The organism is Escherichia sp. WS547, from assembly GCF_046486065.1.
GTDB lineage: Bacteria > Pseudomonadota > Gammaproteobacteria > Enterobacterales > Enterobacteriaceae > Escherichia > Escherichia coli.
On sequence record NZ_JBJQMA010000018.1, the window covers coordinates 1 to 26,321 of the forward strand.

Below are 26,321 nucleotides of genomic sequence, written 5' to 3' on the forward strand. Positions count from 1 at the left end.
CCCGCCTTCGCCCTGCGTGTGCAGCACTTCACGGCGGTCCAGACTGTCGGTGATGGTGATGCGGTCTTTCTCATACTGATACGTGTAGCTTAAGCCTGCCGGGTTTAGCTGTTCTGTCACCCGCCCGTCACTGTCGTAACGGTAACGGATTTCCGACCGGCCCGTGTGACGGTGCGCCACCATCCGGCCCCGGTATTTATCATCGTAAGTAAAGCTGCGCACCTGTGTATTGCTGCGGTCATACACCGCCGCCAGTTCGCCGCGCGGCGTCCAGCCATAGCGTACCAGCGGCGCGGCTGGCAGGTTGTCCGGATATTCCGGGTCGTGCGTCAGCCACACGGCAGACAGACGGATGCCGTTGTCCCGGCCATATTCGGTGTAGTCCGGCAGGGTATCAGGAAAAGCGGACGGTTCCGTCCCGCCGGAAATGGCCTGCTGCCGGGCCTCTTCTGCCCGCTGCGCCTGCGTGGTCAGTACCAGCCGGAAGTGACGCCCGGCACCATCCGTCACGCCGGTGATTTCGCCGCTGAATTCACCGGCGGCTTCGCGGTGGAACGTCTGTGTGCGCCCGAAGCGGTCCACCAGCCCGGTCAGTACCCGGTACGGCGGCAGCGGCGCGGGCAGCACCTCATCCGCTTCCGGCACCCGCTCACACCAGCCGAGCAGCCACCACGGCCCCTGCGGACTGTTTGTCGCCAGATAACGATGCGGACTTAAGCGGAGTTCTTCCGGCAGCGCCTGCCAGAGTGCGGCCAGCCGGTGACCTTCATCCAGTTTCAGGACACCGCCGCGCACCAGCCAGAGTGACTCGCTGCGGCTGTAACCGTCCTCACCGGGAAACAGGTGCTCAAAATACAGGCTTCTGCCGCCGTTATCACTGAGTATCAGTGTGTTATCGCGCAGCTGTAAGCGGATATCCGCAGGCATTTTCCAGCCGGGGCCGAGGCTCCCCACCGGCGCGGGCGTTTTTGTCCGGTAACTGCTGTAGGTGCGGGAGAGGATGAACGGCAGCGGGCCGGGCAGGGCAAGGTCGGTTTCTCCGGGAAGGACCTTCGCGCCGAGCAGCGGATTGACCGGATGGCCGGACGTCACCCCGCCGGGGCACACCGAACAGGCCACGCCGGTGGGGGCACCGATGCGCACCCCGGCTGAACCCTGGACAATGCTACCGCCATACTGCGTCATGTCGCCCTGACGCGCCGCCGGTTTTCCACTCATCTGCTCATCCTTGTTTTATCGGGTTATTTGTCTGCTGACAGGCGAAACCCTACAGATTTATAAGAAAGCCTTAAGTGAGATATCTGTCAGATAAGAACAATTAGGAAAATATTTATATATATTTCATGAATATATATTTCGGTTGGGTAATGCGATGTATAAATACTTACCTGAACGTCTTCCCGACAAAAAAACCGCCAGCGTTTCCGCTGGCGGTTTTCTTTTCTTTGAACGTAATATTTAGCAATCAGTAAAAATCACCAGTTGCCTTTTCTGCCTGATCCATCCACACCGGTTTCTCGCTGGTTTTCGACCAGACGCGGTGCAGGTAGCTGTAAAAGCGGGCGCGGTCTTTCCAGAAAAGCATGAAAGGCAGCGCCAGAACGCCCGCTGCAACCGCATAAGTACGGCGTAAAAAGATAAGCCATGCAGGATATTCTCTGTAGAGTTCCATACTTTTCTCCCCCTTTTGTATCTACCCGGTGAATGGCACCGGAAAAATGAATTTGTTTATCTGATGAAAATAGTACCGCCTTTTGTGTAATTTTACTACTCATCCGACCACTTATTTTTGCTTATTGATGGTTTATTTACATTCATCGTGTAATTAAGTTACACAAAAGTTAAATTAATACTAACCATCAGTTAAATCATGGCTTTTGCCATTTTTATACTTTTTTTACATCCCGCCCGAAGATTTTTGCGAAATCTTTGCAGCCAGAATTCTACCCTTCCGGTATCACTTTTAGGCCACTGGAGGTGCACTGTGAGTGCAGGCGTGATAGCCGGCGTGTTGCTGGTGTTTTTATTACTGGGTTATCTGGTTTATGCCCTGATCAATGCGGAGGCGTTCTGATGGCTGCGCAAGGGTTCTTACTGATTGCCACGTTTTTACTGGTGTTAATGGTGCTGGCGCGTCCTTTAGGCAGCGGGCTGGCGCGGCTGATTAACGACATACCTCTTCCCGGTACAGCGGGTGTTGAACGCGTACTTTTTCGTTTACCTGGCGTCTCTGACAGTGAGATGAACTGGAAGCAGTATCTCTCTGCCATTCTCGGCCTGAACATGCTGGGGCTGGCGGTGCTGTTTTTTATGTTGCTCGGTCAGCACTATCTGCCGCTTAATCCACAGCAGTTGCCAGGGCTGTCGTGGGATCTGGCGCTGAATACCGCCGTCAGCTTTGTCACCAATACCAACTGGCAATCTTATAGCGGTGAAACCACGTTGAGCTATTTCAGCCAGATGGCGGGCTTAACGGTGCAAAACTTTCTTTCTGCCGCCAGCGGGATTGCGGTGATTTTTGCCCTCATCCGTGCATTTACCCGCCAGAGCATGAGCACACTCGGGAATGCCTGGGTCGATCTGCTACGCATCACGTTATGGGTGCTAGTCCCTGTGGCGTTGTTGATCGCACTGTTTTTTATTCAACAAGGTGCACTGCAAAACTTTCTGCCCTATCAGGCGGTGAATACCGTTGAAGGAGCGCAACAGCTGTTACCCATGGGTCCGGTGGCTTCTCAGGAAGCGATCAAGATGCTCGGTACTAACGGCGGTGGCTTCTTTAATGCCAACTCGTCGCATCCGTTTGAAAACCCAACCGCACTGACCAACTTCGTGCAGATGCTGGCGATCTTCTTGATCCCAACAGCGCTGTGCTTTGCCTTTGGTGAAGTGACGGGCGATCGCCGCCAGGGGCGCATGTTGCTGTGGGCGATGTCAGTGATTTTTGTCATCTGCGTAGGCGTGGTGATGTGGGCAGAAGTTCAGGGTAATCCTCATCTGCTGGCGCTGGGTGCGGACAGCAGCATCAATATGGAAGGTAAAGAGAGCCGTTTCGGCGTGCTGGTCAGTAGCCTGTTTGCGGTCGTGACTACGGCGGCGTCCTGTGGCGCGGTGATTGCGATGCATGATTCGTTTACCGCTCTCGGTGGCATGGTGCCGATGTGGCTGATGCAAATTGGTGAAGTGGTATTCGGCGGTGTCGGTTCTGGTCTTTACGGCATGATGCTGTTTGTTCTGCTGGCGGTGTTTATTGCCGGGCTGATGATTGGTCGTACACCGGAATATCTGGGTAAAAAAATCGACGTACGCGAGATGAAACTGACTGCACTGGCGATTCTGGTTACTCCAACACTGGTGCTGATGGGCGCGGCGCTGGCAATGATGACCGACGCCGGACGTAGCGCCATGCTCAACCCTGGCCCGCATGGTTTTAGCGAAGTGCTGTACGCCGTGTCGTCCGCCGCTAACAACAACGGCAGCGCCTTTGCCGGATTAAGCGCCAACTCCCCATTCTGGAACTGTTTACTGGCGTTCTGCATGTTTGTCGGTCGCTTCGGGGTGATTATCCCGGTGATGGCAATTGCCGGTTCGTTGGTGAGTAAAAAGAGCCAACCCGCCAGCTCCGGCACGCTGCCAACGCACGGCCCGCTGTTTGTTGGCCTGTTAATCGGCACCGTGTTGCTGGTTGGCGCACTGACCTTTATCCCTGCCCTGGCGCTTGGTCCGGTGGCGGAATATCTCTCCTGATGATATTGAGTGAGCACTGAATATGAGTCGTAAACAACTGGCGCTATTCGAACCAACACTTGTCGTTCAGGCGCTGAAAGAAGCGGTGAAAAAATTAAACCCGCAGGCGCAATGGCGCAATCCGGTGATGTTTATCGTCTGGATCGGCAGTCTGCTGACCACCTGTATTAGCATCGCGATGGCAAGCGGTGCGATGCCTGGCAATGCGCTGTTTAGCGCGGCCATTAGCGGCTGGCTGTGGATCACCGTACTGTTCGCTAATTTCGCCGAGGCGCTGGCAGAAGGCCGCAGTAAAGCGCAGGCCAACAGCCTGAAAGGGGTGAAAAAAACTGCCTTTGCCCGCAAGCTGTGTGAGCCGAAATATGGCGCTGCGGCGGACAAAGTTCCCGCCGATCAACTGCGTAAAGGCGATATCGTACTGGTAGAAGCTGGCGATATTATCCCCTGCGATGGTGAAGTCATTGAAGGGGGCGCATCGGTCGATGAAAGCGCCATCACCGGGGAATCGGCACCGGTGATCCGTGAATCCGGCGGCGATTTTGCCTCCGTCACTGGCGGCACGCGTATTCTTTCTGACTGGCTGGTGATTGAGTGCAGCGTTAACCCCGGCGAGACATTTCTGGATAGGATGATCGCGATGGTGGAAGGCGCACAGCGACGCAAAACGCCGAACGAGATTGCCCTGACCATTCTCCTGATTGCCCTGACTATCGTCTTTTTACTGGCAACCGCCACGCTGTGGCCGTTTTCCGCGTGGGGCGGTAATGCAGTGAGTGTAACGGTACTGGTGGCGCTGCTGGTCTGTCTGATCCCAACCACTATTGGCGGCCTGTTGTCAGCGATCGGCGTCGCCGGGATGAGTCGGATGCTGGGCGCGAATGTGATTGCCACCAGCGGACGTGCAGTTGAAGCGGCAGGTGACGTTGACGTTCTGCTACTGGATAAAACCGGCACCATCACACTCGGTAACCGTCAGGCGTCGGAGCTTATCCCCGCGCAGGGCGTGGATGAAAAAACGCTGGCTGACGCCGCACAACTGGCTTCACTGGCTGATGAAACGCCGGAAGGCCGCAGTATTGTGATCCTCGCCAAGCAGCGTTTTAACCTGCGCGAGCGCGATGTGCAGTCGCTCCATGCCACCTTTGTACCGTTTACTGCGCAAAGCCGGATGAGCGGGATCAACATCGACAACCGCATGATCCGTAAAGGTTCTGTCGATGCCATTCGCCGCCATGTTGAGGCTAATGGTGGTCACTTCCCTGCCGACGTCGATCAAAAAGTCGATCAAGTAGCACGCCTGGGGGCAACACCGCTGGTCGTGGTGGAAGGTTCCCGCGTGTTGGGCGTTATTGCGCTAAAAGATATCGTCAAAGGCGGTATTAAAGAGCGCTTCGCCCAACTGCGCAAAATGGGCATTAAAACGGTGATGATTACCGGCGATAACCGTCTGACTGCCGCCGCCATTGCTGCGGAAGCGGGCGTCGATGATTTCCTCGCCGAAGCGACACCAGAAGCCAAGCTGGCATTGATTCGTCAGTATCAGGCAGAAGGCCGTTTAGTGGCGATGACCGGCGATGGCACCAACGATGCTCCGGCGCTGGCGCAGGCAGATGTCGCGGTGGCGATGAACTCCGGTACTCAGGCGGCGAAAGAAGCGGGCAATATGGTGGATCTCGACTCTAACCCGACCAAGTTGATCGAGGTGGTACATATTGGCAAACAGATGCTGATGACCCGTGGCTCGCTGACCACCTTCAGCATTGCCAACGATGTGGCGAAATACTTCGCCATTATTCCGGCGGCGTTCGCGGCAACGTATCCACAGTTAAATGCGCTGAACATCATGCGCCTGCATTCGCCCGACTCCGCAATCCTCAGTGCGGTGATTTTCAACGCCTTGATTATCGTCTTTTTGATTCCCCTAGCGTTAAAAGGCGTGAGTTATAAACCGCTTACCGCTTCTGCCATGTTGCGCCGTAACTTATGGATTTACGGTCTGGGTGGGCTGCTGGTGCCGTTTATCGGTATCAAAGTCATTGATTTACTGCTGACCGTTTGCGGTCTGGTGTGAGGTTTACCATGCGTGGATTACGTCCGACATTATCGACATTTCTCTTTCTGTTATTGATTACTGGCGGCGTTTACCCGCTGCTAACCACCGTGCTGGGGCAATGGTGGTTTCCCTGGCAGGCCAACGGTTCGTTGATTCGTGAAGGTGATACGGTGCGCGGTTCGGCATTAATCGGGCAGAATTTTACCGGCAACGGCTATTTTCAGGGTCGCCCGTCGGCAACGGCAGAAATGCCCTATAATCCACAGGCTTCTGGCGGGAGCAACCTGGCGGTCAGTAACCCTGAGCTGGATAAACTAATAGCCGCACGCGTTGCTGCATTACGGGCCGCTAACCCGGATGCCAGCGCGAACGTTCCGGTTGAACTGGTGACGGCATCGGCAAGCGGGCTGGACAATAACATCACCCCGCAAGCGGCAGCCTGGCAGATCCCACGCGTGGCGAAAGCGCGCAATCTCAGCGTTGAACAGCTCACGCAGCTGATCGCAAAATACAGCCAACAACCGCTGGTGAAATATATCGGCCAGCCGGTCGTCAACATTGTCGAACTCAATCTGGCGCTGGATAAACTTGATGAATAACGAACCTTTACGTCCCGACCCCGATCGTCTGCTGGAACAAACTGCCGCGCCGCATCGGGGGAAGCTGAAAGTTTTCTTCGGTGCCTGCGCAGGCGTCGGAAAGACCTGGGCGATGCTGGCAGAGGCCCAGCGACTGCGGGCGCAAGGGCTGGATATTGTGGTTGGCGTGGTTGAAACCCACGGGCGGAAAGATACCGCCGCAATGCTGGAAGGGCTGGCTGTTCTGCCGCCCAAACGCCAGGCGTACCGTGGGCGGCATATCAGCGAGTTTGATCTCGATGCCGCCCTCGCCCGCCGTCCGGCGCTGATCTTAATGGACGAACTGGCGCACAGTAATGCGCCAGGTTCTCGTCATCCTAAACGCTGGCAGGACATCGAAGAACTGCTGGAAGCGGGCATTGATGTTTTCACTACCGTCAACGTTCAGCATCTGGAAAGCCTGAATGATGTGGTCAGTGGCGTCACCGGAATTCAGGTACGAGAAACCGTGCCCGATCCTTTTTTCGATGCCGCCGACGACGTGGTGCTGGTGGACTTGCCCCCGGACGATCTGCGTCAACGGCTGAAAGAAGGTAAAGTCTATATTGCCGGGCAGGCGGAACGCGCCATTGAACATTTTTTTCGTAAAGGTAATCTGATCGCCCTGCGCGAATTGGCACTGCGCCGTACTGCCGATCGCGTAGATGAGCAAATGCGCGCCTGGCGGGGGCATCCTGGCGAAGAGAAAGTCTGGCACACGCGCGACGCGATCCTTTTATGCATCGGCCATAACACTGGTAGTGAGAAACTGGTCCGCGCGGCGGCGCGGCTGGCGTCACGGCTGGGTAGCGTCTGGCACGCGGTGTATGTTGAAACCCCTACCCTGCATCGCTTACCGGAGAAAAAACGTCGGGCAATTCTCAGCGCCTTACGTCTGGCGCAGGAGCTGGGCGCAGAGACGGCAACACTTTCTGATCCAGCGGAAGAGAAAGCGGTAGTGCGTTATGCCCGTGAACATAATCTCGGCAAGATTATTCTCGGTCGCCCAGCCTCGCGCCGCTGGTGGCGTCGGGAAACGTTTGCTGACCGACTGGCGCGCATCGCCCCCGATCTCGATCAGGTGCTGGTCGCGCTTGATGAACCACCCGCCCGCACGATTAACAACGCGCCGGATAGCCGCTCTTTTAAAGACAAGTGGCGGGTACAGATTCAGGGATGCGTGGTTGCCGCCGCGTTATGCGCCGTTATCACCTTAATTGCCATGCAGTGGCTGATGGCGTTTGATGCCGCCAACCTGGTGATGCTGTATCTGCTTGGCGTGGTGGTGGTGGCACTGTTTTATGGGCGCTGGCCTTCGGTGGTCGCCACCGTCATTAATGTGGTGAGTTTCGATCTCTTTTTTATCGCCCCACGCGGCACGCTTGCCGTCTCTGATGTGCAATATCTGCTGACCTTCGCGGTGATGTTAACCGTCGGGCTGGTGATCGGGAACCTTACTGCGGGCGTGCGTTATCAGGCGCGGGTAGCCCGTTACCGCGAGCAACGCACACGGCACTTATATGAAATGTCGAAAGCTCTGGCGGTGGGCCGCAGTCCGCAGGACATCGCCGCCACCAGCGAACAGTTTATTGCCTCCACGTTTCATGCCCGCAGTCAGGTGCTGTTACCCGATGACAACGGTAAATTGCAGCCGTTAACACATCCGCAAGGAATGACCCCGTGGGACGATGCCATCGCGCAGTGGAGTTTTGATAAAGGCCTGCCTGCGGGCGCGGGCACCGACACGTTACCCGGTGTACCGTACCAGATTTTGCCGCTAAAAAGCGGCGAGAAAACCTACGGACTGGTGGTGGTGGAACCGGGGAATCTGCGCCAGTTGATGATCCCGGAACAGCAGCGCCTGCTGGAGACATTTACGTTGTTAGTCGCCAATGCCCTTGAGCGGCTGACACTGACCGCCAGCGAAGAACAGGCGCGGATGGCAAGCGAACGTGAACAGATCCGCAACGCCCTGCTGGCGGCGCTTTCGCATGATTTACGCACTCCGCTCACGGTGCTGTTCGGTCAGGCAGAAATCTTAACGCTCGATCTGGCGAGCGAAGGATCGCCCCACGCCCGCCAGGCCAGCGAGATTCGTCAGCATGTGCTGAACACCACCCGACTGGTGAATAATCTACTGGATATGGCACGAATTCAGTCCGGCGGCTTTAATTTGAAGAAAGAGTGGTTAACGCTGGAAGAAGTGGTCGGCAGCGCGCTGCAAATGCTGGAACCGGGTTTATCGTCGACCATCAATCTTTCTCTGCCAGAACCGCTGACCTTAATCCACGTTGACGGGCCACTCTTTGAACGGGTGCTGATTAATCTGCTGGAGAACGCGGTGAAATACGCGGGGGCGCAGGCCGAAATTGGTATCAATGCCCACGTTGAGGGCGAAAATCTACAACTGGATGTCTGGGATAACGGCCCCGGTCTTCCACCAGGCCAGGAGCAGACGATATTTGATAAGTTTGCTCGCGGGAATAAAGAGTCGGCGGTACCGGGTGTAGGGCTTGGGTTGGCAATTTGTCGGGCGATAGTGGATGTACACGGCGGCACCATTACCGCATTCAACCGACCGGAAGGTGGTGCCTGTTTTCGTGTTACACTTCCCCAGCAAACAGCCCCTGAACTTGAAGAATTTCATGAGGATATGTGACAAACGTTCTGATTGTTGAAGATGAACAGGCTATTCGTCGCTTTCTGCGCACGGCGCTGGAGGGCGACGGGATGCGCGTCTATGAGGCCGAAACGCTGCAACGCGGCTTGCTGGAAGCGGCTACCCGTAAGCCAGATTTGATTATTCTCGATCTCGGCCTGCCCGATGGTGATGGGATTGAGTTTATCCGCGACCTGCGCCAGTGGAGCGCAGTGCCAGTGATTGTGCTTTCCGCACGCAGCGAAGAGAGCGACAAAATCGCCGCGCTGGATGCCGGAGCGGATGATTACCTGAGTAAGCCGTTTGGCATTGGCGAATTGCAGGCCCGTCTGCGCGTCGCTTTACGTCGCCACTCCGCCACCGCTGCGCCCGATCCGCTGGTGAAATTTTCCGATGTTACCGTCGATTTAGCCGCCCGCGTGATCCATCGCGGTGAGGAAGAGGTGCATCTCACACCAATTGAGTTTCGCCTGCTGGCGGTGCTGCTCAACAATGCCGGAAAAGTGCTCACCCAGCGCCAGCTCCTTAACCAGGTGTGGGGGCCAAACGCGGTCGAACACAGTCATTATTTGCGTATTTATATGGGACATCTGCGACAAAAACTGGAACAGGATCCCGCTCGCCCCCGCCATTTCATTACTGAAACCGGTATTGGGTATCGGTTTATGCTTTGAATTGTTATTCAATAAATTCGCTTTAATAGTGATTAATTTATTATTAAACCTGCTCCAAATATTATTATTTGGCAGGTTTAATTTCTTAACGCAAATATAAAACACAAAATTACAACATTTAAGTAACAAAACAGCATCTAATATGGCAATATTCATAATTAATGATTTATTATCTGGGGTATGATCGTTTTTTGTTGATCTTCTTCACAGATTATAGCCATTTCATGGATAGAATAACTCTACCTTCAACTGACACAGCAAGAGGTAAAGGTAAATGGAAAATAATAACCGCTTAATGCCTCATATAAGGCGGACAACCCATATCATGAAGTTTGCCCATCGTAATAGTTTTGACTTTCATTTCTTTAATGCCCGCTAGTCTTCTGACTAAAGGGCACCCCAACGTACAGGTCTCCCTGACTTTAAGCATTACAGGTTAATACCTGTATTCCTCGGTGCTCATATACTGCTAACCCTTTTAAACTCTAAATAATTCGAGTCGCAGCACTTGCAACTTGAGGTATGACGAGTATAGCCAGTTACCGGGCTGGTCTGGGTTATTGCATCTACAAAAAGCAAACTACTGATTTATTTATCAGCGGTGGGGTTTTGCTTTTTTCCGGCGTGATCAATTTCTCCTTTGAGAAATTGAGGACCTGCTATTACCTGAAATAAAGAGATGAACAAAATGTCAGAATTAAAAATTGCCGTTAGCCGTTCTTGCCCGGATTGTTTTTCCACTCATCGTGCATGCGTGAATATTGACGAAAGTAATTATATTGACGTTGCCGCCATTATTTTATCAGTCAATGATGTTGAACGTGGAAAACTCGATGAAATAGACGCTACTGGCTATGGCATTCCTGTTTTTATTGCAACGGCAAATGAAGAACGTGTACCAGCAGAATATCTGCCACGTATTTCTGGTGTCTTCGAGCATTGCGAATCACGGAAAGAGTTTTATGGACGTCAGTTAGAAACCGCTGCTAGCCATTATGAAACGCAACTGCGCCCGCCCTTCTTCCGCGCACTGGTCGATTATGTCAATCAGGGCAATAGCGCTTTTGACTGCCCGGGTCATCAGGGAGGTGAGTTTTTCCGTCGTCATCCGGCAGGGAATCAGTTCGTGGAGTACTTCGGAGAAACGCTGTTCCGTTCCGACTTATGCAACGCGGATGTGGCAATGGGCGATCTGCTGATTCACGAAGGCGCACCATGCATTGCACAGCAACATGCGGCAAAAGTGTTTAATGCCGATAAAACATACTTCGTTCTAAATGGCACTTCATCTTCTAACAAAGTGGTTTTAAACGCCCTGCTAACACCGGGTGATCTGGTGCTGTTTGATCGCAATAACCACAAATCTAACCACCACGGAGCGTTGCTACAGGCTGGTGCAACACCGGTTTATCTGGAAACGGCACGTAACCCGTATGGCTTTATCGGTGGCATTGATGCGCATTGTTTTGAAGAAAGTTACCTGCGTGAGCTGATCGCGGAAGTCGCACCGCAGCGGGCAAAAGAGGCTCGTCCTTTCCGCCTCGCTGTGATTCAGTTAGGCACCTACGACGGTACGATTTATAACGCCCGCCAGGTGGTGGATAAAATTGGTCATCTGTGTGACTACATTCTGTTTGACTCCGCATGGGTCGGCTATGAGCAATTTATCCCGATGATGGCTGACTGTTCGCCGCTGTTGCTGGATCTTAATGAGAACGATCCGGGTATTCTGGTTACGCAATCCGTACATAAACAGCAGGCTGGTTTTTCTCAAACTTCACAAATCCATAAAAAAGACAGCCACATCAAAGGGCAACAGCGTTATGTACCGCACAAACGCATGAACAACGCCTTTATGATGCACGCCTCCACCAGCCCGTTCTATCCGCTGTTTGCCGCACTGGATATCAACGCCAAAATGCATGAAGGTGTCAGCGGTCGTAATATGTGGATGGATTGTGTGGTAAATGGCATTAATGCCCGCAAACTGATCCTCGATAACTGTCAGCATATTCGTCCGTTCGTACCTGAACTGGTGGATGGTAAACCCTGGCAGTCGTATGAAACAGCGCAAATTGCGGTTGATCTGCGCTTCTTCCAGTTTGTACCAGGGGAACACTGGCATTCTTTTGAAGGCTATGCAGAGAATCAATACTTTGTCGATCCTTGCAAACTGTTGCTGACAACCCCAGGTATTGATGCACGTAACGGCGAATATGAAACATTCGGTGTACCCGCGACGATTCTTGCTAACTTCCTGCGCGAAAATGGCGTAGTGCCGGAAAAATGCGATCTTAACTCCATCCTCTTCCTGCTGACTCCGGCGGAGGATATGGCCAAACTTCAGCAACTTGTTGCCCTGCTGGTACGCTTCGAAAAACTGCTGGAATCTGATGCGCCGCTGGCGGAAGTGCTACCTTCCATCTACAAACAGCATGAAGAGCGCTACGCCGGTTATACCCTTCGTCAGTTGTGCCAGGAAATGCATGATTTGTATGCCCGCCACAACGTGAAACAACTGCAAAAAGAGATGTTCCGTAAGGAACACTTCCCACGCGTCAGCATGAATCCGCAAGAAGCTAACTACGCCTATTTACGCGGTGAAGTGGAGCTGGTTCGTCTGCCGGATGCAGAAGGCCGTATCGCTGCCGAAGGTGCGCTTCCTTATCCTCCGGGTGTGCTGTGTGTTGTTCCGGGTGAAATCTGGGGTGGTGCTGTTTTGCGTTACTTCAGCGCTCTGGAAGAAGGGATCAACCTGCTGCCAGGTTTTGCACCGGAGCTGCAGGGTGTCTATATCGAAGAACATGATGGTCGTAAGCAAGTTTGGTGCTATGTCATCAAGCCTCGTGATGCGCAAAGCACCCTGTTGAAAGGGGAAAAATTATGAGTCAGGCTAAATCGAACAAAATGGGCGTCGTTCAGTTAACCATACTGACGATGGTCAACATGATGGGCTCCGGTATCATCATGCTGCCGACAAAGCTTGCCGAAGTCGGGACAATCTCAATTATTTCCTGGCTGGTGACAGCCGTAGGCTCAATGGCACTGGCATGGGCATTCGCAAAATGCGGTATGTTCAGCCGTAAATCAGGCGGTATGGGCGGTTATGCGGAGTATGCTTTCGGTAAATCCGGGAACTTTATGGCGAACTATACCTACGGCGTCTCACTGCTAATTGCTAACGTCGCGATTGCTATTTCGGCGGTTGGTTACGGCACCGAACTGCTCGGCGCGAGTTTGTCGCCAGTGCAGATTGGTCTTGCGACCATCGGGGTGCTGTGGATTTGTACCGTGGCTAACTTTGGTGGTGCGCGCATTACCGGGCAAATCAGTAGCATTACCGTGTGGGGGGTCATTATTCCGGTGGTAGGCCTGTGCGTTATCGGCTGGTTCTGGTTTAGCCCGACGCTTTACGTTGATTCCTGGAATCCGCATCATGCACCGTTCTTCAGTGCGGTAGGTTCTTCCATCGCTATGACGCTGTGGGCTTTTCTTGGTCTGGAGTCTGCGTGTGCGAATACTGATGTAGTGGAAAACCCGGAACGTAATGTGCCAATCGCGGTACTCGGCGGTACGTTAGGTGCGGCGGTGATTTATATCGTCTCCACCAACGTGATTGCAGGGATTGTGCCTAATATGGAGCTGGCAAATTCAACGGCACCATTTGGCCTGGCCTTCGCACAGATGTTCACGCCAGAAGTGGGTAAAGTCATTATGGCGCTGATGGTGATGTCCTGCTGCGGTTCGCTGCTTGGCTGGCAGTTCACCATTGCCCAGGTGTTTAAATCTTCATCTGATGAAGGCTACTTCCCTAAAATTTTCTCCCGTGTAACCAAAGTGGATGCACCGGTGCAGGGAATGTTGACCATTGTGATTATCCAGAGCGGGTTGGCGCTGATGACGATTAGCCCGTCGCTAAACAGTCAGTTCAACGTGCTGGTTAACCTGGCCGTGGTGACCAATATCATTCCGTATATTCTGTCAATGGCGGCATTAGTCATTATTCAGAAGGTCGCTAATGTGCCCCCCTCAAAAGCGAAAGTTGCAAACTTTGTTGCTTTTGTTGGCGCGATGTACAGCTTTTATGCGCTGTACTCATCCGGGGAAGAAGCCATGCTATACGGTTCCATCGTGACCTTCCTCGGTTGGACACTGTATGGTCTGGTCTCACCACGCTTTGAACTGAAAAATAAACACGGTTAATTAAGAAAAGCAAAAAAGGGCGATCTTCCGACCGCCCTTTTTCTTATTTAATGTGTTTACGCGTTTTTCAGAACTTCGCTAACAATCTCAACCGCTTCTTTCTCGATCTGCTTGCGATGCTCTTCACCGAGGAAGCTTTCGCAATAAATCTTGTACGCGTCTTCCGTGCCTGACGGACGCGCGGCGAACCAGCCGTTGTCAGTCATCACTTTCAGACCGCCGATAGAAGCACCATTGCCCGGTGCCGCAGTCAGGCGCGCGGTGATCGGGTCACCTGCCAGGGTGCTGGCGCTCACCATTTCCGGAGACAGCTTAGACAACGCCGCTTTTTGTGCGGAAGTCGCAGCTGCCTGCAAACGGTTGTAGCTCGGCGCACCAAAGCGTTTTGCCAGTTCGTTGTAGTGTTCCTGCGGGTTCTTACCGGTGACAGCGGTGATTTCCGCCGCCAGCAGACACATGATGATGCCGTCTTTGTCGGTGGACCACGGCGTGCCGTCGAAACGCAGGAAGGAAGCCCCTGCGCTCTCTTCGCCGCCAAAGCCGAAGCTGCCGTCGAACAGACCATCAACAAACCATTTGAAACCTACCGGGACTTCTACCAGCTTACGGCCCAAGTCATTGACCACACGGTCGATCATCGCAGATGAAACCAGCGTTTTACCGACAGCAACATCTTTGCCCCACTGCGGACGATGCTGGAACAGGTAGTTGATCGCCACCGCCAGGTAGTGGTTCGGATTCATCAAACCTGCCGGAGTGACGATACCGTGACGGTCATAATCCGGGTCGTTAGCAAACGCCAGATCGAACTTATCACGCAGTGCCAGCAGGCCCGCCATCGCACACTCGGAGGAGCAGTCCATACGGATCGCACCGTCTTTATCGAGGTGCATAAAGCGGAAGGTTTGATCGACCTGATCGTTAACGATGGTCAGGTTGAGGTTGTAATACTCGCCAATGCGCTTCCAGTATTCGATACCGGAACCGCCCAACGGATCAACGCCCAGCGTCAGGCCCGCTTTCTGAATCGCCGCCATATCAACGATATCGGCCAGCCCTTCCACGAACGGCTGCACCAGATCCTGCTCTTTCACATGACCGGATGCCATCGCTTCGTCGAGGGAGATACGCTTCACGCCTTTCAGGCCATCGGCCATCAGTGCGTTGGCCCTGTCTTCCACCACTTTGGTGACGTTGGTATCAGCCGGGCCACCATTTGGCGGATTGTACTTGATACCACCATCTTCCGGCGGGTTATGGGACGGTGTAATCACGATACCGTCTGCCAGCGGGCCACCTTTTTTATTGTGAACCAGGATGGCATTGGAAACGGCAGGCGTCGGAGTGAAGCCATTGTTTTCCTGCACAATAACATCTACGCCGTTCGCTGCCAGCACTTCCAGTACGGAAATGAACGCAGGCTCGGACAGAGCGTGAGTATCTTTACCCACATAGCAAGGGCCAGTGATGCCGTTTTTCGCACGTTCTTCAGCAATTGCCTGAGCGATCGCCAGAATGTGCGGCTCGTTAAAGCTGTGGCGCGCTGCACTGCCACGGTGACCGGAAGTACCGAATTTCACCGCGTGCTCCGCATTCCCTGCTTCTGGTTTCAGTACATAATATTGCGCCGTCAGTTGGGCGACGTTAATCAAATCACTCTGTTGTGCAGGTTGGCCTGCACGATTGTGGATTGCCATTGCTTTGTCCTTTGTCTGCAACGTTTTAGATAGTTCCGCAAACCTTCTCAATCAATTCCGCCGGGAATTGCATCGACTGCATGATGTGTTCGATCATGCTGCATTTACGGCCGGTGTTGGTGTTGGTGATCACCCAATACGGCGTGCCTGGCACATGTTTCGGCTTGGTCTGATTACCATTTTTCAGCAGCGTTTGTTCATCTGCCGCAAAGTAAACGCGTGTACGACCGTGCAACGATTCCGTTGCTTCGGCAAACGCCTGGGCGTCAAGAGAATATAGTGTAGACAACAGCAGCATAAAGCGATTGACCGCTCGCTTTTGCTCTGCGTATTCATCCGAAAGCAGAAGTTCACGCATTGCGCGAACCTTGTCTTTAATCGTTTTGACCGGCTTCGCTTCGACGATAGCAGGTGACGCAACGCGAACCTCTTTCGTCACCGGAGCAGCAGGCTGTGATGCGGCGGAAAATTTCAACATACGCCGTAAAATGTCGGATGCGCTCTCGCCGATATGCTTAGTGTGGCTGGCAATATAGCTGTAGAGTTCATCATCAACTTCAATCGTTTTCATCTTAATCCAGTGCAGTGTCTTAGCTGAATACAAGTCGCCAGGAGTATATGAATAAATCCCGGCAGCGGATAGCGTCAAGCCTGGCTTGCAGAAAAACTCGGAATAAACCTTATTTGTTGCAGCCCTGTGGCACAATGGTCAACATAATACCCTAACCCGACAACGCGAAAAAAAGAACTTTGCCATGAAATTGAATATCCGCGCGCAAACTGCACAAAACCAGCACAATAATTCTCCCATCGTTCTTGTCCATGGTCTGTTTGGTAGCCTAGACAACCTTGGCGTACTGGCTCGCGATCTGGTAAACGATCACAATATCATCCAGGTTGATATGCGTAACCACGGTCTTTCACCGAGAGATCCGGTAATGAATTACCCGGCGATGGCCCAGGATCTTGTTGATACCCTGGATGCACTGCAGATCGACAAAGCAACATTTATCGGTCACTCCATGGGCGGTAAAGCGGTAATGGCACTTACTGCACTGGCCCCCGATCGGATTGACAAGCTGGTGGCAATTGATATTGCTCCGGTCGATTATCACGTTCGCCGGCATGATGAGATTTTCGCGGCCATCAACGCAGTCAGTGAATCGGACGCACAAACTCGCCAGCAAGCAGCGGCAATAATGCGCCAGCATCTTAATGAAGAAGGGGTGATTCAGTTTCTGCTGAAATCTTTTGTTGACGGGGAGTGGCGCTTTAACGTGCCGGTATTGTGGGATCAGTATCCGCATATTGTGGGTTGGGAGAAAATCCCGGCATGGGATCACCCTGCCCTGTTTATCCCTGGCGGCAATTCTCCGTATGTTAGCGAGCAGTACCGCGATGATTTACTGGCACAATTTCCACAGGCACGGGCGCATGTGATTGCAGGCGCGGGTCACTGGGTCCATGCTGAAAAACCGGATGCGGTATTACGCGCTATCCGTCGCTATCTCAATGATTAACGCAACTGATTAAAAACCCAGCGTCCGCGTCGCTTTCCGCGCGTGGGCGTTGGCGTGACTCATCGCGCTGATGTATTATGGCGCGCTATCCATCCGGGCAGAGGCCTGGCTGATTGTTTCCCCCGAAGTCACCAAGATCATGGCCAAAGAACAAACGGACCGTACGACATTAGATCTGTTCGCGCACGAGCGTCGACCGGGACGACCGAAAACTAATCCGCTTTCGCGCGATGAACAGCTGCGTATTAATAAACGCAACCAGCTAAAACGCGATAAAGTACGTGGCCTTAAGCGTGTCGAACTGAAGCTGAACGCGGAAGCTGTCGAGGCGCTGAACGAGCTGGCGGAATCGCGCAATATGAGCCGTAGCGAACTGATCGAAGAGATGTTAATGCAGCAACTGGCGGCGCTGCGTAGTCAGGGCATCGTTTAAATTTCCACTTTCATGTAGCACAGTGTGCAGTCCTGCTCGTTTGCTGATTCCGCAAGACTGCCTGTTCTGCTATGATTGCCTTTATCCGTGGGCAATTTTCCACCCCCATTTCAATAAGTTTCAAGAGGTTATTTCACTCATGGCTATCACTGGCATCTTTTTCGGCAGCGACACCGGTAATACCGAAAATATCGCAAAAATGATTCAAAAACAGCTTGGTAAAGACGTTGCCGATGTCCATGACATTGCAAAAAGCAGCAAAGAAGATCTGGAAGCATATGACATTCTGCTGCTGGGCATCCCAACCTGGTATTACGGCGAAGCGCAGTGTGACTGGGATGACTTCTTTCCGACTCTCGAAGAGATTGATTTCAATGGCAAACTGGTTGCGCTGTTTGGTTGTGGTGACCAGGAAGATTACGCTGAATACTTCTGTGACGCATTGGGCACCATCCGCGACATCATTGAACCGCGCGGTGCAACCATTGTTGGTCACTGGCCAACTGCGGGCTATCATTTCGAAGCATCAAAAGGTCTGGCAGATGACGACCACTTTGTCGGTCTGGCTATCGACGAAGACCGTCAGCCGGAACTGACCGCTGAACGTGTAGAAAAATGGGTTAAACAGATTTCTGAAGAGTTGCATCTCGACGAAATTCTCAATGCCTGATGTGATGCGGCGTAGACTCATGTCTACGCCGTATTAATAGATAATGCCAATCAAAATAATTGCTACAAATTTGTAACTTTTGCTGTTGTACCTGTACAATGTCCCGGTGTTCAAGTGGCCTTGCCGTTGTAAATGTAAGCTGTGCCACGTTTTTATTAACAATATTTGCCAGGGACTTGTGGTTTTCATTTAGGCGTGGCAATTCTATAATGATACGCATTATCTCAAGAGCAAATTCTGTCACTTCTCCTAATGAAGTGAACCGCTTAGTAACAGGACAGATTCCGCATGACTGATAACAATACCGCCCTAAAGAAAGCTGGCCTGAAAGTAACGCTTCCTCGTTTAAAAATCCTGGAAGTTCTTCAGGAGCCGGACAACCATCACGTCAGTGCGGAAGATTTATACAAACGTCTGATCGATATGGGTGAAGAAATTGGTCTGGCTACGGTATATCGCGTACTGAACCAGTTTGACGACGCTGGTATCGTCACCCGCCACAATTTTGAAGGCGGTAAATCCGTATTTGAACTGACACAGCAACATCACCACGATCACCTGATCTGCCTCGACTGCGGCAAGGTAATCGAATTTAGTGATGATTCCATCGAAGCGCGTCAGCGTGAAATTGCCGCAAAACATGGCATTCGCCTGACTAACCACAGTCTCTATCTTTACGGTCACTGTGCCGAAGGCGATTGCCGCGAAGATGAGCACGCGCACGAAGGCAAATAAGCCAGCCGGAACGAGAAAAGCCAACCTGCGGGTTGGCTTTTTTATACACGGGAAATAAGAAAAGCGAGAGTTACAGCTCTCACTTATTTGTTATTACTGCGAATTTCCTGCCAGACCTTATCACAGTCGGCTTTTACCGCCTGATCATTTCCGGTTTGCGTTGCGCGCAGACACTGCTGATAATCCAGTACGCGTACACTTTCCTGGTCGGCAAACTGCTGATGTTGTTTCTCTTTCTTCAGCACGTTTAACACGCTCTGGCAGGCTTCAATTTTTTCTGGCGAACCTTGTGCGGTGTTGATACAGGCGCTGTATGCCTCTTTCAGACGGCTGTCTTCCTGTGGCGCGGTTGATTGCGCACAAGCCACCAGCCCCGATGCCATCATGGCGATGAGAATCAGTTTTTTCATAGCAAATTCCTCAAACGTGCGGCAGGCACAAAACCTGCCGCGTCGGGCATCAGAAGATGGTGAATGGTGCGATTACCATAAATTTCACGTCACGCTCATCCTGGAAGATGTTGCCGTAACCACCGCCCCAGCTTGGGATGTCGGAGTGGTTGTCGTATTCGGTGAAGTGCAGTTTGAACATCGTGCCTTTGGCGCGGCCGTCCTGAATGGTGTAAACCGCATCCAGGCTATATGCAGACTCTTCAATAGTCCGGTTCTTGTCGTAGTACGCATCCGGATTGCTCTGCCAGGTAGCGGGTTTAGCATCCCATGCGTAAACGTAGGAAGCGCCGATGGCGAAGCCTGGAAGATTCCAGTTTTTCAGGTCATACATCGCACCGAAGAAGACCGCTTTTTCGCCGTTAGCGTTGAAGTCGGAACGGTTATCCCACCAGATATCCAGGCGGCCGTTGGAGGAAGCGTAGGTTGGAGTCATACGTTGCAGGAAGTATCCCTGCTGACCGTCAGCCTTAACCCAGGTGCCTTCGAGGCGCAAATCCACTACGTCAGCCGCCCGGTAACCAAAGGTCAACGCTTGCAGCCAGGCGGTGCCGTCATAAAGATCGTTGACGCTGCGATCGTCAACTTTATCGCGCGTACCATAGAACTGGTAACTGGTGGTTAACGGGCTACCGGCGATATCAAATTTGTAGCTGGCTTTGGCAAAATATTGATCGATATACCCTTCCGCCTGACCAAATGCCGCTTCCAGTACGAAGTTATTTTTGAAGTCGTATTTCGCACCGATGGAGTGAAGATAATCAACTTTGGTGGTTTTATCGTTCTGATAAAACTCATCCATTTCCAGATGCCACGGTGCTTTGTATTCGTTGGTCCACATGTAGGAGAAACTCAACGCACCAGCATCGCCGTAATCAAAATTCGCCCCGGCTTCCGCCCCCTGATAAGTACCCGGCATAAAGCTCCAGTGCGGCGCTAACAGCGTCTGACCAGTTGGCTGAATGTAACCTGCCCTCGCCCACACCGGACCGTATTTAAATTTGGCCGCTGCTTTATACAGGCTTATACCGCTTTTGTCGCCGGACCAGTCTTCGTCATAGGCTTTATTGCTTTTTGAAAACGCGATTTCGTTCGGGTGAGAGCTGTCACCGTTTTCCGCCATTTCAATCGCCGTAAACGCAGCAATATCAAGGCCGAACATATCAGCAGCATAACCAGACTGAAAATCGAGGTTGGCGTTCCAGGTGGAGTGAGAAAGGTTGGTTTTGTATTTGTCGCCGTCGGTAACATCTTTACGGTCGCGTTCACGCTGCCAGTAATAGATACCGCCGGTTAAGGTTGAATCGTCGATAAATCCTTCGGCGCGAGCCTCCGGCATTGCCATAAAGCCCGACATTGCTGTAACACCGGCGATAGCCAGCGCCAGCGTACTACGTTTGCCACTAAACGTACGCATGGGTTAATCCTCTTTGACGTATAAATTGCTGCACCAAAGGTGAACAGCGAAAAAAATAAAAATTAAAAAAGTAGCGTTGAGAAAAGTCTCGCTGACTACAGGAACAGACTATTTTTCGCGACGCGAATTATCAATCTCTTTCTGTAACCAGAATGTAAGAACATGAGCAACCGCACATATTTTGATGATTTTTGTTACAAGGCTTAAGTTTGCGGTTGAAAGGCTTGCAGAAGAATAAAAGCGTGAATTTCCAGCAAGATGAAAGCGGTTACATTTTATTTAATTATGTTTTGTGATTTTAAATTTATTTTATGGATAAATTGCGAAGCAGAATTAATTCGCGAAGAAAAGCAGAAAAAACGCCGCTGAACGCGGCGTTTTGGATTGTTTGCATATTTCTTGCCGGATGCGGCGTGAATACCTCACCCGGCCTGGTAGAACTTAAAACTACTCGCCTACTTTCGCCCAGGTATCACGCAGCCCTACGGTGCGGTTAAATACCGGTTTTTCGGCAGTGGAATGGCGGCTGTCGAGGCAGAAATAACCTTCACGTTCAAACTGGAATGCTTTACCCGCAACCGCGTCTTTCAGAGACGGTTCAGCAAAGCCCTGTTTGATCACCAGCGATTCCGGGTTAATCACCGACAGGAAATCATCCGCAGCACCTGGGTTCGGCACGCTGAACAGACGATCGTACAGGCGGATTTCAACCGGCAGCGCATGTGCCGCGCTCACCCAGTGAATAACACCTTTGACTTTACGACCATCTGCCGGATCTTTGCTTAAGGTGTCGGCGTCATAAGTACAGAAGATGGTGGTGATATTGCCTTCGGCATCTTTCTCCACGCGTTCAGCCTTAATGACGTAAGCATTACGCAGACGCACTTCTTTACCCAGCACCAGACGTTTGTACTGCTTGTTAGCTTCTTCGCGGAAATCGGCGCGATCGATCCAAATCTCACCGCTAAACGGCACCTGACGGCTCCCCATTTCCGGTTTGTTCGGATGGTTCGGCATGGTGACCATTTCGCCTTCGCCATGGTAGTTTTCGATAACCAGTTTCACCGGATCGATAACCGCCATTGCGCGCGGCGCATTTTCGTTGAGATCTTCACGGATGCAGGATTCCAGTGACGCCATCTCAATGGTGTTGTCCTGCTTGGTCACACCGATGCGTTTGCAGAACTCACGAATAGAAGCCGCAGTGTAACCACGACGACGCAGACCGGAAATGGTCGGCATACGCGGGTCATCCCAGCCTTCAACGTGCTTGTCGGTCACCAGCAGGTTCAGCTTACGCTTGGACATCACAGTGTATTCCAGATTCAGGCGCGAGAATTCGTACTGGCGCGGGTGAACAGGAATGGTGATGTTGTCCAGCACCCAGTCGTACAGGCGACGGTTGTCCTGGAACTCAAGCGTACACAGAGAGTGCGTAATACCTTCCAGCGCATCGCTGATGCAATGGGTGAAGTCGTACATCGGGTAGATGCACCACTTGTTGCCAGTCTGGTGGTGTTCAGCAAATTTAATGCGGTACAGCACCGGATCGCGCATTACGATAAATGGCGACGCCATGTCGATTTTCGCACGCAGGCAGGCTTTACCTTCTTCAAAACCACCGGTACGCATTTTTTCGAACAGCGCCAGGTTCTCTTCAACGCTGCGGTCGCGGTACGGGCTGTTTTTACCCGGCTGCGTCAGGGTGCCGCGGTATTCGCGGATCTGTTCCGGTGTCAGTTCATCAACGTACGCCAGGCCTTTATTGATCAGTTCGATCGCATAGGCGTGGAGCTGATCAAAATAATCGGAGGAGTAACGGACGTTACCAGACCAGTGAAAACCTAACCACTCTACGTCGTTTTTGATCGACTCAACATACTCGATATCTTCTTTTACCGGGTTAGTGTCGTCGAAACGCAGGTTGCACTGGCCTTTATAGTCCTGGGCGATCCCGAAGTTCAGGCAGATAGATTTCGCATGGCCAATATGCAGATAGCCATTCGGCTCCGGCGGGAAACGGGTGTGTACTGTGGTGTGCTTACCACTGGCCAGATCTTCATCGATGATCTGACGAATAAAGTTAGTCGGGCGGGCTTCTGCCTCACTCATCGTGGATTCCTCAAAGCGTAAACAACGTATAACGGCGTATGATCTTATAAGCGGGACAGGCTGACAACTGTTAGTTAGTGAAAATCGAAAATCTCACTGAGATTATGGGGATGATTGATGAAAAAAAAAGCGGCAGAGAAGATCTCCACCGCTTGTCATTGTTGGATGCGACGCTGACGTGTCGCATCAGGTATAAAGCAGATTACTTTTTGATTTCATACAGCGGTGTTTGACCCGCCACAACATGGCCCTGAGCTTTAATGATCAAGCCGCTGAAATCGTCGATATTGCTGCAAACCACCGGGCTAATCATCGAACGGGCGTTAGCGTTCAGGTAATCCAGATCCATTTCCAGAATCGGTTGCCCTGCGCTTACTTGCGCGCCCTCTTCCACCAGACGTTTAAAGCCTTTACCTTCCAGCGCTACGGTGTCGATACCCATATGGACGACGATCTCCGCGCCTTTTTCGGTTTCCAGACAGCACGCGTGGTTGGTGTTGAAGATTTTCACGATTGTCCCTGCGGCTGGTGATACGACGATTTTATCTGTCGGTTTCACCGCCACACCGTCACCCACCGCTTTGCTGGCGAATGCTTCGTCAGGAACCTGATCCAGTGCCACAACATCACCGGTAATCGGCGATACCAGCTCCGCGACAGACACCGCGTTTGGTATAGCCTGCGGTTTTGCTACAGGCGCGGCAGTTGCAGGCGCAGTTTCAGCTGACGCAGCGGCTACCGGACCACGGGCAACAACTTTCTTCATTGCATCGCCAATGGATTCCGCTTTCGCGCCAACAATCACCTGAATAGTCTGTTTGTTCAGTTTCACTACCCCAGAAGCACCCAGCCGTTTACACATCGCATCGTTGACGCGAGCCGAGTCAACCACGGTCAGGCGCAGACGAGTAATACAGGCGTCAATTGCTTTCAGGTTGTCAGTGCCGCCAACCGCAGCAATATAGTTGGTCGCCAGTTGATTGAGGCCTTCTTCAGTGTTGCTGTTGGCTTCTTCAGTAACGATCTCATCTTCTTTATCTTCACGACCCGGCGTTTTCAGGTTGAACATGCGGATAACCAAACTGAACACCACGAAGTAGATAGCGAAGAAGACAACACCCATCACCAGCAGCATCCAGACGTTCTGGCTGGCGGCCGGCAGGTTATACATCAACGCGTAGTCGATAGCCCCCGCAGAGAAGGAGAAGCCCGCGTGGATACCCAGCAGCGTTGCCACAAACAGGCTGATACCGGTCAGCAGTGCGTGCAGGAGGTACAGCAGCGGCGCAAGGAACATGAACAGGAATTCCAGCGGCTCAGTCACACCGGTCAGGAACGCAGTAACAGCAACAGAAAGCAGCATCCCGCCAACCATCGGACGACGCTCTTTCGGTGCTGCGAAGTACATCGCCAGCGCCGCACCTGGCAGACCGAACATCATAATCGGGAAGAAGCCGGACATGAACATCCCCGCGGTGCCGTCACCGGCATAGAAGCGGTTGATATCACCGTGGAAAACCGTTCCCGCCGCGTTGGTGAATTCACCAATCTGGAACCAGGCGATGGTGTTCAGCACCTGATGCAGACCGGTTGGGATCAGCAGACGGTTGATGAAACCAAAGATACCGGAACCCAGCGCGCCCGCAGAAACGATCCACTCGCCGCCTGCATGGATAGCGTGCTGTACCGGCGGCCAGACGTAACCAAAAATGGCCGCCAGCACCAGACAGAAGAAGCCGGTGGCGATCGGCACAAAGCGTTTGCCGCCGAAGAAGCTCAGGAAGTCCGGCAGTTTAATATCGGACCAACGGTTATAGGCTGCACCACCGACCAGACCGGTAATGATACCCGCCAGTACACCCATGTTAATTTCCGGGTTGATGGTCACCATCGCTTTGGTTAACACAAAGTAACCTACCGCACCCGCCAGTGCCGCCGCACCTGCGCTGTCTTTCGACCAGCTGGATGCCACGCCGATGGCGAAGATTAATGCGAGGTTATCAAAAATCGCACCGCCCGCCTGGGCAATAAACGCAACGTTAAGTAAATCTGGCTGACCGAATCGCAGCAACAGCGCCGCCACCGGCAGCACCGCGATAGGGAGCTGTAACGCCCTACCGAGTCGCTGGAAAAAACCTAAAATATTCATCTTATTCCCCCTACGAGAACCCTATTTGGCTCGTTTAAAGCCGTATTTTTATTTTGCTGCAAATTGTACTGCCGATGTTCTGTAATCAGATTGTTAGATCATCTGCTACAGAGTGTGTGAAAATTTAATTCGTATCGCAAATTAAACGCGTGTCTTTTGTGAGTTTTGTCACCAAATATCGTTATCATCACTCCCTTTTACTGGCTAAACCAGAAAACTTATTTTATCATTCAAAAAATCAGGTCGGATTGACGCCTGTCTGCGCAAATCCAGGTTACGCTTAAAGATGCCTAATCCGCCAACGGCTTACATTTTACTTATTGAGGTGAATAATGAGACTGATCCCCCTGACTACCGCTGAACAGGTCGGCAAATGGGCTGCTCGCCATATCGTCAATCGTATCAATGCGTTCAAACCGACTGCCGATCGTCCGTTTGTTCTGGGCCTGCCGACTGGCGGCACGCCGATGACCACCTATAAAGCGTTAGTCGAAATGCATAAAGCAGGCCAGGTCAGCTTTAAGCACGTTGTCACCTTCAACATGGACGAATATGTCGGTCTGCCGAAAGAGCATCCGGAAAGCTACTACAGCTTTATGCACCGTAATTTCTTCGATCACGTTGATATTCCAGCAGAAAACATCAACCTTCTCAACGGCAACGCCCCGGATATCGACGCCGAGTGCCGCCAGTATGAAGAAAAAATCCGTTCTTACGGAAAAATTCATCTGTTTATGGGCGGTGTAGGTAACGACGGTCATATTGCATTTAACGAACCGGCGTCTTCTCTGGCTTCTCGTACTCGTATCAAAACCCTGACTCATGACACTCGCGTCGCGAACTCTCGTTTCTTTGATAACGATGTCAATCAGGTGCCAAAATATGCCCTGACTGTCGGTGTTGGTACATTGCTGGATGCCGAAGAAGTGATGATTCTGGTGCTGGGTAGCCAGAAAGCACTGGCACTGCAGGCCGCCGTTGAAGGTTGCGTAAACCACATGTGGACCATCAGCTGTCTGCAACTGCATCCAAAAGCGATCATGGTGTGCGATGAACCTTCCACCATGGAGCTGAAAGTTAAGACTTTAAGATATTTCAATGAATTAGAAGCAGAAAATATCAAAGGTCTGTAATTGTTATCCCTGCCCTGACACCTTGCTCAGGGCAATATTTTTTAAAATCGGGG

23 protein-coding genes and 1 pseudogene are annotated in these 26,321 nt (G+C 52.2%); 16 read left to right on the forward strand and 8 right to left on the reverse strand.

Features of this window, described 5'->3' with window-relative positions; translation table 11 throughout:
* Both rhsC and ACJHWK_RS15995 read right to left on the reverse strand, forming a co-directional pair.
* Positions 1-1,218 (reverse strand): annotated as a pseudogene (gene rhsC / locus ACJHWK_RS15990) (rhs element protein RhsC); the annotation flags it as partial.
* A gap of 247 nt (positions 1,219-1,465) precedes the next feature.
* The gene (locus ACJHWK_RS15995; protein WP_000424926.1) at positions 1,466-1,672 is read right to left on the reverse strand and encodes a YbfA family protein; all 207 of its coding nucleotides are present in this window, start codon (positions 1,670-1,672) and stop codon (positions 1,466-1,468) included.
* A gap of 312 nt (positions 1,673-1,984) precedes the next feature.
* Here ACJHWK_RS15995 and kdpF point away from each other — a divergent pair, with 312 nt between their 5' ends.
* The 10 genes from kdpF to potE all read left to right on the forward strand — a co-directional run bounded on the left by kdpF (position 1,985) and on the right by potE (position 13,953).
* Positions 1,985-2,074 carry a K(+)-transporting ATPase subunit F gene (gene kdpF, locus ACJHWK_RS16000; RefSeq protein ID WP_001365534.1) on the forward strand — a complete coding sequence of 30 codons (90 nt, stop codon included), beginning with the start codon at positions 1,985-1,987 and terminating at the stop codon, positions 2,072-2,074.
* Positions 2,074-3,747 (forward strand): potassium-transporting ATPase subunit KdpA, encoded by a 1,674-nt coding sequence (gene kdpA / locus ACJHWK_RS16005; protein WP_001522568.1) that lies wholly within the window; start codon positions 2,074-2,076, stop codon positions 3,745-3,747. Before kdpF ends, kdpA begins: the two co-directional genes overlap by 1 nt.
* 22 nt (positions 3,748-3,769) lie before the next feature.
* Positions 3,770-5,818: a potassium-transporting ATPase subunit KdpB gene (gene kdpB, locus ACJHWK_RS16010; protein ID WP_001522567.1), complete on the forward strand. Its 2,049-nt coding sequence runs from the start codon at positions 3,770-3,772 to the stop codon at positions 5,816-5,818.
* 8 nt (positions 5,819-5,826) lie between these two features.
* Positions 5,827-6,399 carry a K(+)-transporting ATPase subunit C gene (kdpC, locus tag ACJHWK_RS16015; RefSeq protein ID WP_001522564.1) on the forward strand — a complete coding sequence of 191 codons (573 nt, stop codon included), beginning with the start codon at positions 5,827-5,829 and terminating at the stop codon, positions 6,397-6,399.
* The gene (kdpD, locus tag ACJHWK_RS16020; RefSeq protein ID WP_001522559.1) at positions 6,392-9,076 is read left to right on the forward strand and encodes a two-component system sensor histidine kinase KdpD; all 2,685 of its coding nucleotides are present in this window, start codon (positions 6,392-6,394) and stop codon (positions 9,074-9,076) included. The genes kdpC and kdpD overlap by 8 nt, the downstream gene beginning before the upstream one ends.
* Positions 9,073-9,750 (forward strand): two-component system response regulator KdpE, encoded by a 678-nt coding sequence (gene kdpE, locus ACJHWK_RS16025; RefSeq protein WP_000186102.1) that lies wholly within the window; start codon positions 9,073-9,075, stop codon positions 9,748-9,750. The genes kdpD and kdpE overlap by 4 nt, the downstream gene beginning before the upstream one ends.
* Before the next feature lie 161 nt (positions 9,751-9,911).
* Positions 9,912-10,046: a hypothetical protein gene (locus ACJHWK_RS16030; RefSeq protein ID WP_001299172.1), complete on the forward strand. Its 135-nt coding sequence runs from the start codon at positions 9,912-9,914 to the stop codon at positions 10,044-10,046.
* Positions 10,025-10,129: a leader peptide SpeFL gene (gene speFL, locus ACJHWK_RS16035; protein WP_001312672.1), complete on the forward strand. Its 105-nt coding sequence runs from the start codon at positions 10,025-10,027 to the stop codon at positions 10,127-10,129. Before ACJHWK_RS16030 ends, speFL begins: the two co-directional genes overlap by 22 nt.
* 309 nt (positions 10,130-10,438) lie before the next feature.
* Entirely contained in the window at positions 10,439-12,637 is a 2,199-nt protein-coding gene (gene speF, locus ACJHWK_RS16040) for an ornithine decarboxylase SpeF (protein WP_021523044.1), read from the forward strand.
* A complete protein-coding gene (gene potE, locus ACJHWK_RS16045; RefSeq protein ID WP_000075850.1) occupies positions 12,634-13,953 on the forward strand; it encodes a putrescine-ornithine antiporter in 1,320 nt (439 codons plus the stop codon). Before speF ends, potE begins: the two co-directional genes overlap by 4 nt.
* A 56-nt stretch (positions 13,954-14,009) precedes the next feature.
* On the opposite strand, the gene pgm is transcribed toward potE, so the two are convergent.
* Entirely contained in the window at positions 14,010-15,650 is a 1,641-nt protein-coding gene (gene pgm / locus ACJHWK_RS16050) for a phosphoglucomutase (alpha-D-glucose-1,6-bisphosphate-dependent) (RefSeq protein ID WP_001295675.1), read from the reverse strand.
* A gap of 25 nt (positions 15,651-15,675) precedes the next feature.
* Positions 15,676-16,221: a replication initiation negative regulator SeqA gene (gene seqA / locus ACJHWK_RS16055; protein ID WP_000848387.1), complete on the reverse strand. Its 546-nt coding sequence runs from the start codon at positions 16,219-16,221 to the stop codon at positions 15,676-15,678.
* 184 nt (positions 16,222-16,405) lie between these two features.
* On the opposite strand from seqA, the gene ybfF reads away from it, so the two are divergent.
* From ybfF to fur, 5 genes are all read left to right on the forward strand, one after another.
* Positions 16,406-17,170 carry an esterase gene (gene ybfF, locus ACJHWK_RS16060; protein ID WP_000773272.1) on the forward strand — a complete coding sequence of 255 codons (765 nt, stop codon included), beginning with the start codon at positions 16,406-16,408 and terminating at the stop codon, positions 17,168-17,170.
* A gap of 139 nt (positions 17,171-17,309) precedes the next feature.
* Positions 17,310-17,603: a LexA regulated protein gene (ybfE, locus tag ACJHWK_RS16065; protein WP_001300829.1), complete on the forward strand. Its 294-nt coding sequence runs from the start codon at positions 17,310-17,312 to the stop codon at positions 17,601-17,603.
* Positions 17,604-17,742: 139 nt separating this feature from the next.
* Positions 17,743-18,273, forward strand: a complete 531-nt coding sequence (gene fldA / locus ACJHWK_RS16070) for a flavodoxin FldA (RefSeq protein WP_001018618.1) — start codon at positions 17,743-17,745, stop codon at positions 18,271-18,273.
* A 209-nt stretch (positions 18,274-18,482) separates the two neighbouring features.
* Positions 18,483-18,569 (forward strand): fur leader peptide, encoded by an 87-nt coding sequence (gene uof, locus ACJHWK_RS16075; protein WP_001695552.1) that lies wholly within the window; start codon positions 18,483-18,485, stop codon positions 18,567-18,569.
* Positions 18,562-19,008 carry a ferric iron uptake transcriptional regulator gene (gene fur, locus ACJHWK_RS16080; RefSeq protein WP_000131702.1) on the forward strand — a complete coding sequence of 149 codons (447 nt, stop codon included), beginning with the start codon at positions 18,562-18,564 and terminating at the stop codon, positions 19,006-19,008. The genes uof and fur overlap by 8 nt, the downstream gene beginning before the upstream one ends.
* A gap of 83 nt (positions 19,009-19,091) precedes the next feature.
* Here the strand turns inward: fur and chiQ are convergent, their stop codons facing one another.
* The 4 genes from chiQ to nagE form a co-directional block, all read right to left on the reverse strand.
* Complete coding sequence (gene chiQ, locus ACJHWK_RS16085) at positions 19,092-19,418, reverse strand: ChiQ/YbfN family lipoprotein (RefSeq protein WP_000733592.1); 327 nt, start codon at positions 19,416-19,418, stop codon at positions 19,092-19,094.
* A gap of 49 nt (positions 19,419-19,467) precedes the next feature.
* Positions 19,468-20,874: a chitoporin ChiP gene (chiP, locus tag ACJHWK_RS16090; RefSeq protein ID WP_001258828.1), complete on the reverse strand. Its 1,407-nt coding sequence runs from the start codon at positions 20,872-20,874 to the stop codon at positions 19,468-19,470.
* A 447-nt stretch (positions 20,875-21,321) separates the two neighbouring features.
* Complete coding sequence (glnS, locus tag ACJHWK_RS16095) at positions 21,322-22,986, reverse strand: glutamine--tRNA ligase (protein ID WP_020233305.1); 1,665 nt, start codon at positions 22,984-22,986, stop codon at positions 21,322-21,324.
* 202 nt (positions 22,987-23,188) lie between these two features.
* Positions 23,189-25,135, reverse strand: a complete 1,947-nt coding sequence (gene nagE, locus ACJHWK_RS16100) for a PTS N-acetyl glucosamine transporter subunit IIABC (RefSeq protein ID WP_410234869.1) — start codon at positions 25,133-25,135, stop codon at positions 23,189-23,191.
* Positions 25,136-25,467: 332 nt separating this feature from the next.
* On the opposite strand from nagE, the gene nagB reads away from it, so the two are divergent.
* On the forward strand, positions 25,468-26,268 hold the full coding sequence (gene nagB / locus ACJHWK_RS16105) for a glucosamine-6-phosphate deaminase (RefSeq protein ID WP_001237072.1): 801 nt from the start codon (positions 25,468-25,470) through the stop codon (positions 26,266-26,268).
* Positions 26,269-26,321: the final 53 nt, after the last annotated feature.